Annotated in this window: 14 protein-coding genes; 6 read left to right on the top strand and 8 right to left on the bottom strand. The window is 57.8% G+C overall.

The features are described 5' to 3' along the window. Positions 1-3: 3 nt before the first annotated feature. The 4 genes from topA to plsY form a co-directional block, all read right to left on the bottom strand. The gene (topA, locus tag AC0V6W_RS14510; RefSeq protein ID WP_486151160.1) at positions 4-2,589 is read right to left on the bottom strand and encodes a type I DNA topoisomerase; all 2,586 of its coding nucleotides are present in this window, start codon (positions 2,587-2,589) and stop codon (positions 4-6) included. A gap of 73 nt (positions 2,590-2,662) precedes the next feature. Next, on the bottom strand, positions 2,663-3,352 hold the full coding sequence (locus AC0V6W_RS14505; protein WP_486151158.1) for a hypothetical protein: 690 nt from the start codon (positions 3,350-3,352) through the stop codon (positions 2,663-2,665). Positions 3,353-3,455: 103 nt separating this feature from the next. Then, entirely contained in the window at positions 3,456-4,568 is a 1,113-nt protein-coding gene (gene dprA, locus AC0V6W_RS14500) for a DNA-processing protein DprA (RefSeq protein WP_486151156.1), read from the bottom strand. Continuing rightward, positions 4,565-5,164, bottom strand: coding sequence for a glycerol-3-phosphate 1-O-acyltransferase PlsY (plsY, locus tag AC0V6W_RS14495; protein ID WP_486151154.1), 600 nt, complete (start codon positions 5,162-5,164; stop codon positions 4,565-4,567). Before plsY ends, dprA begins: the two co-directional genes overlap by 4 nt. Positions 5,165-5,259: 95 nt before the next feature. Here plsY and murI point away from each other — a divergent pair, with 95 nt between their 5' ends. The 4 genes from murI to AC0V6W_RS14475 all read left to right on the top strand — a co-directional run bounded on the left by murI (position 5,260) and on the right by AC0V6W_RS14475 (position 9,246). Further along, a complete protein-coding gene (gene murI / locus AC0V6W_RS14490) occupies positions 5,260-6,060 on the top strand; it encodes a glutamate racemase (RefSeq protein ID WP_486151667.1) in 801 nt (266 codons plus the stop codon). A 164-nt stretch (positions 6,061-6,224) separates the two neighbouring features. Beyond that, complete coding sequence (gene hemA / locus AC0V6W_RS14485) at positions 6,225-7,445, top strand: 5-aminolevulinate synthase (protein ID WP_486151152.1); 1,221 nt, start codon at positions 6,225-6,227, stop codon at positions 7,443-7,445. A gap of 119 nt (positions 7,446-7,564) precedes the next feature. Continuing rightward, complete coding sequence (locus AC0V6W_RS14480; protein ID WP_486151150.1) at positions 7,565-8,437, top strand: TauD/TfdA dioxygenase family protein; 873 nt, start codon at positions 7,565-7,567, stop codon at positions 8,435-8,437. Positions 8,438-8,541: 104 nt separating this feature from the next. Beyond that, the gene (locus AC0V6W_RS14475) at positions 8,542-9,246 is read left to right on the top strand and encodes a nitroreductase (protein ID WP_486151148.1); all 705 of its coding nucleotides are present in this window, start codon (positions 8,542-8,544) and stop codon (positions 9,244-9,246) included. 42 nt (positions 9,247-9,288) lie between these two features. On the opposite strand, the gene AC0V6W_RS14470 is transcribed toward AC0V6W_RS14475, so the two are convergent. From AC0V6W_RS14470 to AC0V6W_RS14460, 3 genes are all read right to left on the bottom strand, one after another. Then, positions 9,289-9,480, bottom strand: a complete 192-nt coding sequence (locus AC0V6W_RS14470; RefSeq protein WP_486151146.1) for a hypothetical protein — start codon at positions 9,478-9,480, stop codon at positions 9,289-9,291. 225 nt (positions 9,481-9,705) lie between these two features. Beyond that, a complete protein-coding gene (locus AC0V6W_RS14465) occupies positions 9,706-10,911 on the bottom strand; it encodes a type III PLP-dependent enzyme (protein WP_486151144.1) in 1,206 nt (401 codons plus the stop codon). Positions 10,912-11,079: 168 nt separating this feature from the next. Further along, positions 11,080-11,637, bottom strand: a complete 558-nt coding sequence (locus AC0V6W_RS14460; protein ID WP_486151142.1) for a LemA family protein — start codon at positions 11,635-11,637, stop codon at positions 11,080-11,082. Between the two features lie 61 nt (positions 11,638-11,698). On the opposite strand from AC0V6W_RS14460, the gene AC0V6W_RS14455 reads away from it, so the two are divergent. Then, the gene (locus AC0V6W_RS14455; protein WP_486151140.1) at positions 11,699-12,811 is read left to right on the top strand and encodes a DUF3137 domain-containing protein; all 1,113 of its coding nucleotides are present in this window, start codon (positions 11,699-11,701) and stop codon (positions 12,809-12,811) included. Between the two features lie 3 nt (positions 12,812-12,814). On the opposite strand, the gene AC0V6W_RS14450 is transcribed toward AC0V6W_RS14455, so the two are convergent. Continuing rightward, positions 12,815-14,005, bottom strand: coding sequence for a carboxynorspermidine decarboxylase (locus tag AC0V6W_RS14450; RefSeq protein WP_486151138.1), 1,191 nt, complete (start codon positions 14,003-14,005; stop codon positions 12,815-12,817). A gap of 276 nt (positions 14,006-14,281) precedes the next feature. Between AC0V6W_RS14450 and AC0V6W_RS14445 the strand changes: the two genes are divergently transcribed. Continuing rightward, a complete protein-coding gene (locus AC0V6W_RS14445; protein ID WP_486151136.1) occupies positions 14,282-14,920 on the top strand; it encodes a hypothetical protein in 639 nt (212 codons plus the stop codon). Positions 14,921-14,923 lie beyond the last annotated feature (3 nt).

Genomic DNA, 14,923 nt, shown 5'->3' with positions numbered 1-14,923 from the left:
CGGCTATTCTGCGGCTTTCTTGGCCGGAGCCTTTTTCTTCGCTGGCGCCTTCTTCTTAGCCGCTGGCTTTTTCGCCGCTGCCTTTTTCTTTGGAGCCGCTTTCTTGCGCTTCTTCTTCGCCGGGCCTTTTGCGGCGCGCGCATCGATCAGTTCGATGGCCTGCGCGGCCTCCATATCCTCTGGTTTAACGTCCTTGGGCAAAGTCGCATTGGTCGTGCCATCGGTGACGTATGGGCCATAGCGGCCCTCCATCACTTTCATCTCGCCGCCCGATGTGGGGTGTTCGCCCAAAGTCTTGATCGGCTCACGCGCAGCCCCTCGCCCGCCGCCTTTGCGATTTGCAGCCTCGGCCAGCAGGACGACCGCCTGGTTCATGCCCGTTTCAAACACGTCGCGCGTTGAGGTGAGTTTGGCGTATTTGCCATCGTGGCGCAGATAGGGGCCATAGCGGCCAATCGCAGCCTCGATTTCCTTCGCCGTTTCAGGATGCGCACCAATGATGCGCGGCAGATCAAGCAATTTGACCGCCCATTCGAGGTCAAAATCATCGAGGTCTTTGGGGATGGAGGCGCGCTTTTTCTTTTCCTCGTGCTCCATTTCCACATAGGGGCCAAAGCGGCCCGATTTGCGGTGGATCTCTGCGCCTGTTTCCGGGTGCGTGCCCATAAGGCCGTCCTGGCTGCCATCATCCCCGTCGCCGCCCGGCTGGGCAAAACGGCGAGTGAATTTGCATTCGGGATAATTCTGACACGCGATAAACGCACCAAACCGCCCGCCGCGCAGCGACAATCGGCCGCCTTCGCGCCCCTCTGTTTCGCATAAGGGGCAGTGGCGCGCATCCTTGCCATCTTCGCGCGGAGGGAAGAGGTAATCGGACAGATATTCGTCGAGGACTTCGGTCACTTCACTGGGAAGTTTCTCCATCACCTCTTCGGTTTTGGGTTTGAAATCGGCCCAGAATTTGGACAGCAATTCCTTGTAATCCTCGCGCCCGTCAGAAACCGTGTCGAGCTCGTCTTCCATGCCTGCGGTAAAATCATAGGCGACATAAGTAGGGAAGAACCGTTCAAGAAATGCCGTTAATAACCGCCCGGAATCCTCTGCAAAGAAACGGTTTTTCTCCATCCGCACATAGTCGCGATCACGCAGGGTCTGGATGGTTGAGGCATAAGTTGATGGCCGGCCAATGCCCAATTCCTCAAGCCGTTTAACCAGCGAAGCTTCGGAAAAACGCGGCGGCGGCTGGGTGAAATGCTGATTGGCCTCAACACCCTTTTTCGCCGGGCTGTCGCCTTTGGCCATTGCGGGCAGCAGGCCATCGTCATCATCGTCCGATTTGTCGTCGAAGCCCTCTTGATAGACCGCGAAAAACCCAGGAAATTTGATCACCTGACCCGTGGCGCGCAATTCGTGCTGGCCGGTAGCATCGCGCAAAGTGATCGTGGTGCGCTCCAATTGCGCGGCGGCCATTTGGGACGCCATGGCGCGCTTGAAAATCAGCGAATACAGCTTGGCCTCATCGCCCGCGCCTGCTTTATCGCGCGCAAAATTGGTGGGCCGGATCGCTTCGTGCGCCTCCTGCGCGTTTTTCGCTTTGGTGGAATAGAAGCGCGGTTTTTCGGGCATATAAGCGCTGTCATAGCGCGACCCGATTTCTCCGCGAACGGCCGCAATGGCGCTGCCATCCATCTGCACGCCGTCTGTCCGCATATACGTAATCGCGCCCGCCTCATACAAGGACTGCGCGCACCGCATGGTGTGGCTTGCAGAAAAGCCGAGCTTGCGCGCGGCTTCCTGCTGCATGGTCGATGTGGTGAACGGAGGCGATGGATTGCGTTTGAGCGGCTTGGTCTCCACCGCCTCAACCGTGAAGCGTCCGGCTTCAACGGCCGCTTTCGCCTCGTTCGCTATTCCTTCAGCGCCGAGCGAGAGCTTCTCCAGCTTCTCGCCTTTATATTTGACTAGCCGCGCGTCAAATTCGGTGCCGTCCTGCTCCAGCTTAGCGAGAACCGACCAGTATTCATCAGGCTTGAACGCCTCGATCTCGCGTTCTCGTTCGACAATCAGACGCAGCGCAACCGATTGAACCCGGCCTGCCGATTTTGCGCCGGGCAGTTTGCGCCACAATACGGGCGAGAGGGTAAAACCAAACAGATAATCAAGCGCTCGGCGGCCCAGATAGGCATCAATCAGCGGCTGATCGAGTTCGCGCGGCGCCGCCATCGCGTCGGTCACGGCCTTTTTGGTGATCGAGTTGAATGTCACCCGGTCCACATCCTTGGGCAGAGCTTTGCGCTTTTTCAAAAGCTCCTGCACATGCCAGCTGATTGCTTCGCCTTCGCGGTCAGGGTCGGTTGCGAGGACCAGCCGGGTCGCGCCCTTGGCCGCATCGGCGATTTCCTTGAACCGTTTCTGCTTGTCCCGGTAGAGCTCCCAATCCATCGCGAAATCTTCATCGGGCCGGACGCTGCCATCTTTGGGCGGCAGATCGCGGACATGACCATAGCTGGCAAGGACTTTGAAATCCTTGCCCAGATATTGTTCGATGGTCTTGGCCTTGGCGGGCGATTCAACGATGACAAGCTGCATGAGAGGTCTGAAATTTCCTTACACGTGTACGTGTGCGCGAGAGTGGGGCCCGGTTTGAAGGCGCGTCAATAGCCTATTCGAAAATCGCGACAAGGCTTTCTGCCGGATCTTTGAGCGCTCTATAAGAAGTTACAGATAGGCCCATCAGCATCACCGGCAAGGCGTGGATGGTCAGCGAACTCACTGCGCTGCCGATACTGGAGCGGGAAACACCAGCGAAAGAATTGAGGATTGTTTCAAACCCGCCGGACACCGCTCCCAGCCCTGCAATCAGCGCGAGCCAGATGAACCAGATGATGGTGAATGTCAGCGCGATAGCCGCCAGATTACCTTCGCTCGCGCGCCAGCTTGCGCCGATGGCTTCGAACAGGTTCAACTCCTCTGCCACCAGAAATGTCGGCGCCATAATCCATTTGGCACCCAGCAGGATCGCAGGAATCACGAGGAAGAACACTGAGAAATAGAGCGCGATACCCAGCAGCACGCCCATAAACAGAAAGCTGAAAACCTTGAACCTGTCATCAAAGGTGATTTGCGCCGCGCCAAGCAATTCGCGGTAAAGGTAATATTGCCCAGCGAAATAGGCGATAAACAGCGGGATCGAAAGCAAAGAGCCAAACGCAGAACTGACCGATGCGACAAGGCCGGCGATGAAGAAAAAGCCGAAATACATCGCCAAAGGGCGCTTGATCCCAGCCAGCTCGCGGAATGTTCCGTTGATCAATTCGCCCGTTGTAACCTGGCGGTTTTGGTTGGTTGCCATGGGATCTCGTTTAAATTGCGTGCTTTAGGGCTTACGCCGAATATCCGGCCATCTGGTTAATGCGCAAGCTTTGTTGGAAAACCTGTACAGATCCAGAGAGCCATCACTGAACGCTGACGGCCCCGTTATCGTGGCGTTCCAGCTCGCCTGACAATTCCAGTTCCAACAGCGCCATATGCACCTGCGCCGCGCTTGCGCCTGATTGGCGGATCAGTTCGTCAATCGCGATCGGGGCTTTGGTCAGCAGCTTTGTCACATCGACATTCTCGCCGCCTTTTGCCTCGCCCCACTGCATGTTGCGCAATTCTTCGTAATCGAACGGCTGCGCGGTTTCCGCCACGCGAAATTGTGATCGGGGCGCGCCGGTGAAGCTTTCGAGCAATTCGATCACATCTTCCGGTGTCTGCACCAGCACCGCGCCATCGCGGATCAGCTGATTGCAGCCAAGCGAGCGAGGATCGAGCGGAGAGCCGGGTATCGCCATCACTTCGCGCCCCGCCTCACCCGCCAGCCGTGCGGTGATGAGCGAGCCGGATTTGGGCGCGGCTTCCACCACCAGAGTTCCGCTGGAAAGCCCTGCGATAATCCGGTTGCGGCTGGGGAAATGGCGCCCGCGCGGCTCTGTGCCTGGCGGCTGTTCGGCGATCAGCAGTCCTTGATTGGCGATCTGTTCCTGCAGTTTTTCGTGCTGCGGAGGATAGGTGATATCAATCCCGCTGGCGATCACACCAATGGTGTTTGGCATCGCCCCTTCATGGCAGGCCCCATCGATCCCGCGCGCCAATCCGGAGACAATGGTAAAACCTGCCTGCGCCAGCTCGCTCGCAAATTCGCGCGCCAGTTTCACCGCAGCGCCAGAAGCATTGCGCGCGCCCACCATCGCGGCGCATGGCTTTGATGCGAGCGCGAGATTGCCTCTGCATGTCAGGATGGGCGGCGCGCTTTCCAGTTCCGCCAGCAGCGGCGGGTAACCTTGTTGATCGTGAAACAGATAGCGCGCACCCGCTTTGCGCACGCCTTCAACCTCGCGTTCAATCTTTGCTACAGGGACAGGGCGATAAGCGGTTTTGCCGCGCGATCCCAGATCGGGCAAAGCCTCTATCGCGGCTTCTGCTGTGCCGAACCGCGCCAGCAATTGGCGATAGGTCACAGGCCCGATATTGGGCGATCTGAGCAAGCGGATACGGGCAAAAGCTTCGGGCTGGGAAAGGCTCATTTCGAAGAGCCGACTTTCGGCTCCTCACCGCGCATCAGGCGGCCGATATTCGCACGGTGCTGGACGATGACGATGGCGGCAATGGCGATGAGCGGCATGATGAGCGCCTGATGACCAAAGGCGGCAGCGGCAATGGGCGCGGCGATTACCGTCGCCATGGAGGCGATCGAAGAGGTGCGGAAAATCGCGAGCACCGCCGCCCACACGCCGGCGCACAGCAGCATCATCGGCCAGTTGAGCGCGCCCAGAACGCCCGCAGCGGTCGCAAACCCCTTGCCCCCTTTGAATTTGAGCCACGGGGTAAAACAATGCCCAGCTACCGCCGCAACTGCCGCAATGCCCTCGGTGCCCGGCGCAAAGGCGAGCGCCAAAAGCACAGGAACAACGCCTTTGGCCGCGTCCAACAAAACAGTCGCCGCTGCCAAACCCTTATTGCCGGTGCGCAGCACATTGGTCGCGCCGATGCTGCCAGAGCCAATATCGCGCACATCGCCCAGCCCTGCCGCTTTGGTGAGCAACAGCCCGAAGGGAATCGAGCCGCAAACAAAAGCCAACAAAGCTGCGTAAACTGTTTCCAAATCAACCACCCCGTTCATGCCAAGCTTGTCGAAGCATCGTCCTTCTTCTAGCGCACTGGCTAAGTAAAGATAGACAGCCCTTGGACAAGCTTTGGGCCAGCGGAAACGGCAAGTTGAACGAATTTTCACCCATCCTTGTTCTTGATACCGGCGTTGGCGGGCTGACCGTTCTGCGTGAGATCCAGCGCGCTTTGCCTGATGCTCCGTTGATTTTCGCAGCGGACCGCGCTGGCCTGCCCTATGGCACCAAAACGGAGGCTGAGGTCGCAGCGCGCGTTGCTGGATTGCTGGGCCGGATGAGCGAGCGATATCAGCCGCGCCTCGTCTGCATCGCCTGCAATACGGCGAGCACCATTGCGCTGTCGATGGTGCGCGAGGTTTTGGAAATTCCGGTGGTGGGCACTGTGCCTGCGATCAAACCTGCCGCTGCGATGACGCAGACCGGCACGATTGGATTACTGGGCACCCAAGGCACTGTGCGCCAACCCTATGTCGACCGCTTGGAGGCAGAATTTGCGAGCGACAAACGCCTGATCCGCTTCCCTGCCCCCGGATTGGTCGATCTGGCAGAGGCAAAGGCGGCGGGAGAGGCGATTGCGGCCGAAGATGTTCGAGCGGAAGTGGCCGGATTGATCGCGATGGAGGGCGCAGGCGATATCGACACCCTTGTTCTGGCCTGCACCCATTTCCCGCTGCTGGAAGAGGAACTGATCGCGACATTCGGCCCGCAGGTTCGCTGTATCGACGGGGCTGCTGGTATCGCTCGCCGCATCGCCTCACTAACGCAGGAGCATGAGTTTGCCCGCGCGCATCCCGATTTCGCCGTTGTGACGGGCAAGCATGATAAGGCGCAGCTGGATAGGCTTGCCCGCCAATTTGCGCCCTATGACCTCAACGATATCCGCGTTTTCTAATCGCAAAGTGGTATGAAAGGATTTGCCGCAAAGATCCTTATGGCAAAATCGATCACTCTCACCTAGAAACCCGCGAAACAAATCAAGACGTTCTGAGTTATTAGGGTCAAACCGTCACAAAAGCTCTGATCGCAGGGCATGACCCGCAGGGCAGCGAGACTTCCGTGAATTACGACCAAATCTTCGATTCTGCCATTGATCGCCTGCACGAAGAAGGCCGCTACCGCGTCTTTATCGATATCATGCGCAATAAGGGCGCTTACCCCAATGCGCGCTGTTTTCACGGGCATAACGGGCCAAAGCCGATCACGGTGTGGTGCTCCAACGATTACCTCGCCATGGGCCAGCACGAAAAGGTTATCACCGCGATGGAGGATGCGCTGCACGATGTGGGCGCAGGATCAGGCGGCACGCGCAATATTGGCGGCAACACGCATCTGCATGTTGAGCTGGAAAACGAGCTGGCGGACTTGCACGGCAAACAGGGCGCGCTGCTGTTTACCAGCGGATATGTCTCCAACGATGCGACTTTATCGACGATTGCCAAATTGCTGCCGGGCTGCGTGGTTTTCTCCGATGCATTGAACCATGCAAGCATGATTGCAGGCATCCGCAATTCGGGCTGCGAAAAACGCATTTATCGCCATAACGACATGGATCATCTCGAAGAGCTTTTGGCCGCTGAAGATCCCGAATTGCCCAAGCTGATCGCGTTTGAAAGCGTCTATTCCATGGAAGGCGATGTCGCGCCAATTCACGCGATTTGCGACCTTGCCGAAAAATACAACGCACTCACCTATATCGACGAAGTGCATGCCGTGGGCATGTACGGCGAAAATGGCGGCGGTATATCTCAGCGCGACAATGCTGCGGATCGGATCGACATAATCGAAGGCACTTTGGGCAAAGCCTTTGGCGTGATGGGCGGCTATGTCGCTGCCGATACCCGCGTGATTGATTGCATCCGCAGCTATGCCCCCGGTTTCATCTTCACCACATCGCTTTCGCCCGTTCTGGTGGCCGGGGTGCTGGCATCGGTGAAGCATCTGAAATCCAGCAGCGCCGAGCGTAATGCCCAGCAGGCCGCTGCCGCCATGCTCAAACTGAAATTTGCCGAAAGCGGCCTGCCCGTCATGGACAGCACGACGCATATCGTGCCGCTGATGGTGGGCGATCCAGTGCGCGCCAAGAAAATCAGCGATATTCTGCTCGCCGAGTATGGCGTCTATGTGCAGCCGATCAATTTCCCCACCGTGCCGCGCGGGACAGAGCGTTTGCGCTTTACCCCCGGCCCGCATCACACAGATGCGATGATGGACGAGCTGACCGAAGCTCTGGTGGAAATATGGGACAGGCTGGATATGTCTCTGCGCGAGGCGGCGTAATCGCCCGCGCCGCTTGATCTTGGAAGCGGTCTGACGCACACTCGGGGCGACATCCGGTTTTTGGGACAGCCGGTTTTGGGACAGCCGGTTTTGGGACAGCCGGTTTTGGGAGAGACAAGGTGGCCACGACATTCAATAAAGGCTCATTCGATAAAGCCGCGCTTGATACAGGCGCGCTCAATATTCATCCAATGACGCCTGCAATTGGCGCGGAAATTCTTGATATTGATCTGGGCGCGCCGGATATCGCCCAAACCATTCCCGCAATCCGCTCCGCCTTGCTCAAATATGGCGTGATCTTTTTTCGCGATCAGGATCTGACGCAGGAGGCGCACATCGCCTTTGCTCGCCATTTTGGCGATCTGGAAATTCACCCGGCCACTCCCAAGGATCAGCCCAACCCCGAAGTCCTGCGCATTGCGCATGGGCCGGACAGCCGCGGGCAGGAAAATCACTGGCATTCCGATGTGACGTGGCGGAAACAGCCATCGCTTGGCTCCATCCTGCTGGCGCGCGAAGTGCCCGAGGTTGGCGGAGACACCCTGTTTGCCAATATGCACCTTGCTTACGAACGGCTGTCCGAAAAAATGCAGCACCATTGCGAAGGGCTGATAGCGGTGCACGATATTGCGCGCGTCTTTGCACGGCGGCTGGGCAAAGCGCCCGAAGACCTGCACGAAAAATATCCGCCAGTGCGCCATCCCGTGATCCGCACGCATCCCGAAACGGGTGAACGCGTGATCTATGTCAACACCGCCTTTACCTCGCATATCGAAGGGCTGGCGGATGATGAAAGCCGTTGGCTGCTCGATCATCTATACGCCACCGCTAAGGATGTTGAATTGCAATGCCGGTTCCGCTGGCGCGAGGGGTCTATTGCGTTCTGGGATAACCGGGTGTGCCAGCATCTGGCTGTGTCGGACTACTTTCCCGCGCGCCGCGTGATGGAGCGCGTGACGATTGCGGGCGATGCGCCCTATTTCTCGGCCTAGCGCCGCTCGCGTCCCCGCCCCCAAGCCACCCGTTCCCTAGCGTCCTTTGCGCCTGCCTCCGCTTGCGCTAGCTCTCGTGCCGAACAGAATCGGGAGAATACGGCATGGATAGCCAATTGGGCGGCAACGAAAATCAGACCTTTGCCGAGGTTGTGCGCGGGCGAAAATCCATTCGCGGCTATCTCGACAAGCCTGTGCCCAAAGAGCTGATCGCCGATGTGCTCGCCCTTGCCATGCGCTCGCCCACCAGCATGAACACACAGCCCTGGCACTTTCATGTCATCACAGGCGAACCGCTGGACCGCATTCGCAAAGGCAACACCGAACGCATCCTTGCAGGCGAACCCGACAGCCGCGAATTTCGGCGCGGCGAGCCGTTTGCAGGGGTCCACCGCGAACGCCAGATTGAGGTCGCGGTCCAATTGTTCACCGAAATGGGCATTGCCCGCGATGACAAGGAAGCGCGGCAGGATTGGGTGCTGCGCGGCTTTCGCCAGTTCGACGCGCCCGTTTGCGTCATCGTCACTTACGATCGCGAACTGGGCACAAGCGATGACACCGCGTTTGATTGCGGCGCTGCCACCACCGCGCTGGTCAATGCGGCATGGTCCAAGGGGCTTGGCTGCGTCATCAATTCACAAGGTATCATGCAAAGCCCGGTGGTGCGCGAACATGCCGGTATTCCCGACGATCAGGTCATTATGAAAGCGGTCGCGATGGGCTGGCCCGATCCCGATTTCCCCGCAAACCGCGTCTATTCGAACCGCAAAAGCGAAGAGGATGCTGTCAGGTTCGTCGGGTTTGATTGAGGCGTAAGCTGGCTCTGCCAGCCTCGGACCTTCAGCGTGCTCTCACAACGCTTTGCTCTGGGCGTTTTGCGCAGGCATATCTTCCTGCCATGGCAGAGCGTCGAAGGGCGGATTGTTGATCAGCGCTTCATATTGAATGCGCGGCACTTCCAGCTCGGCCCCGTCGGCATAGCGTACACAAACGCTATCATCATCGCCCCAACCGCCTCGTGTTCTAAAAATTCCTCGTGTCATAAGAGAAGGTTCCAATAATTTTCGTATGTCCCAGTGCATGTGCGATTGTCCTTACGTCAGCCTGCATTGCTGCAGTGCAACATGGGACTACACTAGTAACATATGAAACTAAATATACACCAAGGTTAAATGATGTAACAAGACACGCCTAAGCCTCCGCATGACGCGGCCATATTATTGAAAAAGAAGAAATTAGTGTGTCCGTGGGGCCTGTAGATCGCAGGTTTACCGCAGGCTCACCACATTGTCCGCGTCCACTTGGGGGCGCTCACCTGTAAACAGGCTCATCATCGGTTCGTCTTCGACCACCACGCATTGCGCATCGCCAAATCCGTTAAAGCCCGTTTTCATCGCCGCGCCGTAAGCGCCCAGCATGCCAATCTCGATATAATCGCTTGCCTGAATATCGCCGGGCAAAGAAAAGGGGCCTGCCATGTAATCGGCATCATCGCAGGTCGGCCCGTAAAAGGCGAAGTCCACCAGACCATCGCGCAAATCATCTTCGAGCGCGCGCACAGGAAAACGCCACTCGACATGAGCAGCATCATAAAGCGCGCCATAGGCGCCGTCATTGATATACAGCTCATCCCCGCGCCGCTTGGTCACTTGCACGATCATGCTGGAAAATTCCGCCGCCAGCGCCCTGCCCGGTTCGCACCACAGCTCTGCGTTATAGGCGATGGGCAGTTCTTCGTAATGCTTGGCGATGATCGCGAAATAATCTTCGAGCGGGGGCGGCTCCATATCGGGATAGATGCTGGGGAAACCTCCGCCCACATCCACCATGTCGATCACCACGCTGGCTTTGGCAATCGCGGCGCGGGTGCGGTCCAGCGCTTGTACGAAAGCCCACGGCGTCATCGCCTGGCTGCCGACATGGAAACACACGCCCAGCCAATCGCAATGCTGGCGCGCTTCTTGAAGTAGGCCGGGCGCTTCTGCCTGATCGCAGCCAAACTTTGCCGCAAGGCTCAATTGCGCGTGTTCCGATGATACCCGCAGCCGCACGCATAACCGCAAATCGGTTGCCGCCTCGCCCGTTTCGGGATCGCGGCAGGCATCGACAATTTTGGTCAGCTCTTCGTGGCTATCAAGGCTGAAGGTTTTCACCCCGTGCTGGAAATACGCCTCGGCAATGGTTTTGCGGGTTTTGATGGGGTGCATAAAGCACAGCTCAGCATCCGCCAGCAGGCCGCGCACCAAACGCACCTCAGCAATGGAGGCGACATCGTAATGCGTGATGCCCGCATCCCACAGGCATTCAATCAGATCGGGCGCAGGATTGGCTTTGACCGCATAAAGCACTTTGCCCGGAAATCTCTCGGCAAAGAACGCAGCCGCCCGCTTTGCCGCGTGGGGGCGGTTAAGGATGATCGGCTCATCCGGAGCGAGCGAGCGGACTACAGTGCGTGCGTCAGGAAAAGTGTGCAACTCAAGGGACCCCCAGAAGGTTTAGTTTCTGTCCGCCTAAGCGGTTTATGGGCTGCCTTGCGGTAATGTCCCTTGGGGCAGCGAAGCCGCGCATATAAGCCCCATGCGCGCTTTCGCAAATAAAATCGTTATGCGGCCCCTTGGTTCCGCACTGGATGCAAATCGCGTTTAGAATGCAATCGAAGGCGCCTGGTCGACGGTGCCGCGTTCGCTATCGTCAAGCTGGTTGAAATCGGCATTCTGGAAACCGAGCAATCCAGCAAACAGCACTGCGGGAAAATTCTCCCGCGCTGTATTGAACCGGGCGACCGCTGCGTTAAGCGCGCGCCGGGCTGCGGCCAGCTTGTCTTCGACATTGGCCAGTTCGCGCTGCAATTCCTGAAAATTCGCACTCGCCTTCAGGTCAGGATAAGCCTCTCCCAAGGCGAGAAGGTTATCAAGCGCCACGCGCAGACCCTGTTCATTGCCCGAGCTGGGCGGATTTTTGGCAGCGGTATTGCGCGCCTCAATCACCGCTTCCAAAGTCGCCGCTTCGTGTCCGGCATAACCTTTGACCGTTTCGACAAGGTTCGGGATCAGATCATGACGCTGGCGCAGTTGTGCGTCGATATCGGCAACGCCCTGACGCACATTCTGGCGCAGGCCAACAAGATTGTTGTAAATGCCGATAACCAGCACCGCCAGAAATCCAACGACGCCGCCAATGATTGCTAATGTCCAGAACATTGTCACCCCTTCTTTGCCTGTTTTGTGTATATTAGCATCAATTGGTTAAGGGAACACCGCTATGGCTGCGGTCATCGGTGAAAAAGGGGTTTTCACAAACATGATGCACGCAGATGTGCAGGCACTGATGGGCGGCGAGCTTGGCCAATGGCTTGAGCAGCAATCCGCCATGCGCGCAAAGGCCAAGGATAAAGCCTATTGGCGCTGGACCATCGGTGCCTGCATCGCTTTGCCGGTTCTGGCGTTTTTATGGTTTGCGCCGATGGGGATTGGCAATCTTCAGTTTATTGTCTCATTCCTTGCATTCGCCGGGGTCAGCGCATGGGGATACATGCCGATCAATGAGGCGAAAAAGGCGATCAAGGTCGGCATCAACTCCGCTATCGCCAAAAGCCTGGGCGTGACTTACGAACATGATGCCGAACCGGGCATCGAGTTTGACGCGTGTAAAACCTACCAATTGGTCCCCAGCTGCGACCGATCCAGTTTCGAAGACCGCTGGTTTGGCGCGATCGAAGGGCACGGCTTTCAACTCTACGAGGCGCATCTGGAAGAGCGGCGCGGGTCAGGCAAAAACCGCCGCTGGGTCACTGTGTTTCGCGGCGCGATCATCGCGATGGAATTTGGCCGAAGGTTCCATTCCACCACTCTGTTACAGCGCGCGGGCAAGCATAAATCGTGGTTTGGCCTTGGCGGGCGCAAGGATCGGGTGAAATTTAGAGGCCATGAACTCAGCATAGTCGATCAGGTCCACCCTGCGTTCGAAGATGTGTTCGACATTTACAGCGACGATCAGGTCGAAGCGCGCGTCATCGTGCATCCCAGCTTTGTCGAACATCTCATCGCGATAGAGAGCGCCTTTAAAGGCGATGCAGTGCGCGCGATATTCAAGGATGAAGCGGTGATTATCGCAGTGGAAAGCGGCGATCTGTTCGAAAGCGGATCGCTCAGCGAAGAAGGCGACAGGGAGCGTGTGGAAGAAGCCGCCCGGCAATTTGCCTCGCTTGCCAAACTGGCCCTCGCGATCAATCAGACAGAGCGCGGTGAAGCGATGGGGCATGCAGGCCCTGACGATGCGCGTAATCTCGGCCTACCGTCAGGGCTGAATGCGGGCCGCGATAACGCAAAGCGCGCCAATAACGCCGGCGGCGGGTTTGGGCGAAAAGGCCTGTAAAGCCTAGCTCAACCGGTCGCGAAAATCGTGATATTCGAACCGTTTGACGCATTCCAGCGCATCGGTTTCGCTATCCCACAGCCAGATGCCGGGAAGCGGCACCCCGTTAAACGTGTTGGTCTTCACCATCGAATAATGCGCCTGATCGAGCAGCGCGAACCGCGCGCCGGCCTCCGCTGGTACGGGCAAGCGGTATTCGCCGATAACATCGCCCGCAAGGCAAGATGGCCCGCCCAGCCGGATGGGAATGCTGTCATCCGTCAACTCGCCCAGCATTGCAGGACGATAAGGCGCCTCCAGCACATCGGGCATATGGCAGGTCGCGGATACATCGGTGATGCCGACAGGACCATCATTGAACATCGTATCAAGCAGTGTACCCACCAATATCCCGGCATCCAGCGCAATCGCTTCGCCCGGCTCAAGGATGATTTCAGCGCCGGTGTCCTCCGCGGCTTCTTTCAGGAGGTCCACCAGCTGATCGCGCTCATAATCAGCGCGCGTGATATGGTGACCGCCGCCCATGTTGATCCATTTGAGCTGTCCAAAATAGGGCTCAATCGTATCAAAAACCCGGTCCCACGTCGCGCGCAGCGGTTCAAAGGTCTGCTCGCACAGATTGTGGAAGTGAATGCCCTCCACCCCTTCCATATGCTCGTCGGTCAATTGGTCAATCGGAAAGCCAAGCCGCGAACCGGGCGCAGAGGGATCGTATTTGGGCACTTCGCCTGTCGCGATCATCGGGTTGATCCTGAGCCCCACCGACACATCCCCGCCGGTCGTGGCTGCCGCATCAAGGATCAATCGCGCGCGCGCCATTTGCGCAGGCGAATTGAAGATAACGTGATCGGACAGCCGGCAGATTTCCTCCAGCGCCTCAGGCTTGTAAGCGGCAGAATAGGTCGCAATTTCGCCATCGTAAAATTCGGACGCCAATTGCGCTTCCCACAGGCCGCTGGTGGAAACCCCGTCCAGATATTCGCCGATTAGCGGCGCAACCGACCACATCGAAAACGCTTTCAAAGCGGCAAACACCTTAACGCTGGCCCCATCCACGCTCGCCGCATCGCGGATATAGGCGAGGATCTGGCAATTGGAGCGCAGCTTTGCCGCATCCACAACGAATGCGGGGCTCTCGACGCGGGAGAGATCAAACCCGGCGAAAGCGCCGGGGTCACCTGCTTGGGTTTGCATTGGGTTTTGCGAGGGGCCTGGCGGGGGGCTTGCATAACCGGCCTTTCTAAGCTCATTTGGTCGTAAACACTGAACGGTTCGATAGCTGGTTCTGGACGGCAAGCAAGCGCGCCGCCTAAAGTACGGCGGCCAAGTGAAATAGCATCAGATAGTAGGGGTATCATGATGAAAAGCCCATTCGTAACATTTGCGACAATAGTTCTGACCGCCCTTGCTCTACCCAGCGCGGTTTGGGCACAAGCCCCGCAACCCATTGCAAGCGAGGGCGGTTTCGGAGTGGAAACATTTGTGGGCTGGCAAAAGGTGACGAGTGGCTTGCCTGCGGGCGTGAAGTATCTGCACCGGCCCAAAACCGCCGCCCATAAAGGCAGTGCTGCATGGTTTTACGATCACCCCAATGCTGATTTGCGCGCCGCATTGATGGCATCGGCAAAATCGGGCGGTATAACCAATGTCAAAATCCTTGGTGATCATCCCTTGAAACAGGTCACTCTGCTAGATCGCGGCGGCAGCGGGCGCAGCTACATTGCGGATGGCATGCGCGGCGGAAAACCGTACCGGATCGCCGCAATGGCGCTGTATGGTCGCCTTAGCAGCGAGGATCCGCGCAGCACTGGCGTACACACATTTGTCGCCCCAAAAGACAAGTTTGCAGCCATGGGCGGGTGGGTTGTGCCCGCAAGTCTGTGGCTGAATCTGGATCCCGCCACCGAAGTCGACAATGCACTCAAGCAGGGAAGCGCGGCCCCGCAGGCTCAGGCCCAACGATTGTCTGGCGTAGCGGACATTTGGGCGCAATGGGCGCTGCAAACCTATATCCAGATGCAAACTGCCAATCTGACCGCAATGGAAAATGCGCGCAAAACGATTGTGTGCGCAGGCGACCCATCGTGCGAGATTGTGCCGGGCTATTGATAG

This window comes from Erythrobacter sp. JB1-7, assembly GCF_057365015.1.
This window is presented reverse-complemented; position numbering and strand designations above follow the sequence as displayed.

Bases quoted from the DNA above. Each gene is read 5' to 3' on its own strand.
- topA (WP_486151160.1), bottom strand. From the start codon at position 2,589: ATGCAGCTTGTCATCGTTGAATCGCCCGCCAAGGCCAAGACCATCGAA.
- AC0V6W_RS14505 (WP_486151158.1), bottom strand. From the start codon at position 3,352: ATGGCAACCAACCAAAACCGCCAGGTTACAACGGGCGAATTGATCAAC.
- dprA (WP_486151156.1), bottom strand. From the start codon at position 4,568: ATGAGCCTTTCCCAGCCCGAAGCTTTTGCCCGTATCCGCTTGCTCAGA.
- plsY (WP_486151154.1), bottom strand. From the start codon at position 5,164: ATGAACGGGGTGGTTGATTTGGAAACAGTTTACGCAGCTTTGTTGGCT.
- AC0V6W_RS14475 (WP_486151148.1), top strand. From the start codon at position 8,542: ATGGATAGCCAATTGGGCGGCAACGAAAATCAGACCTTTGCCGAGGTT.
- AC0V6W_RS14470 (WP_486151146.1), bottom strand. From the start codon at position 9,480: ATGACACGAGGAATTTTTAGAACACGAGGCGGTTGGGGCGATGATGAT.
- AC0V6W_RS14460 (WP_486151142.1), bottom strand. From the start codon at position 11,637: ATGTTCTGGACATTAGCAATCATTGGCGGCGTCGTTGGATTTCTGGCG.
- AC0V6W_RS14455 (WP_486151140.1), top strand. From the start codon at position 11,699: ATGGCTGCGGTCATCGGTGAAAAAGGGGTTTTCACAAACATGATGCAC.
- AC0V6W_RS14450 (WP_486151138.1), bottom strand. From the start codon at position 14,005: ATGCAAACCCAAGCAGGTGACCCCGGCGCTTTCGCCGGGTTTGATCTC.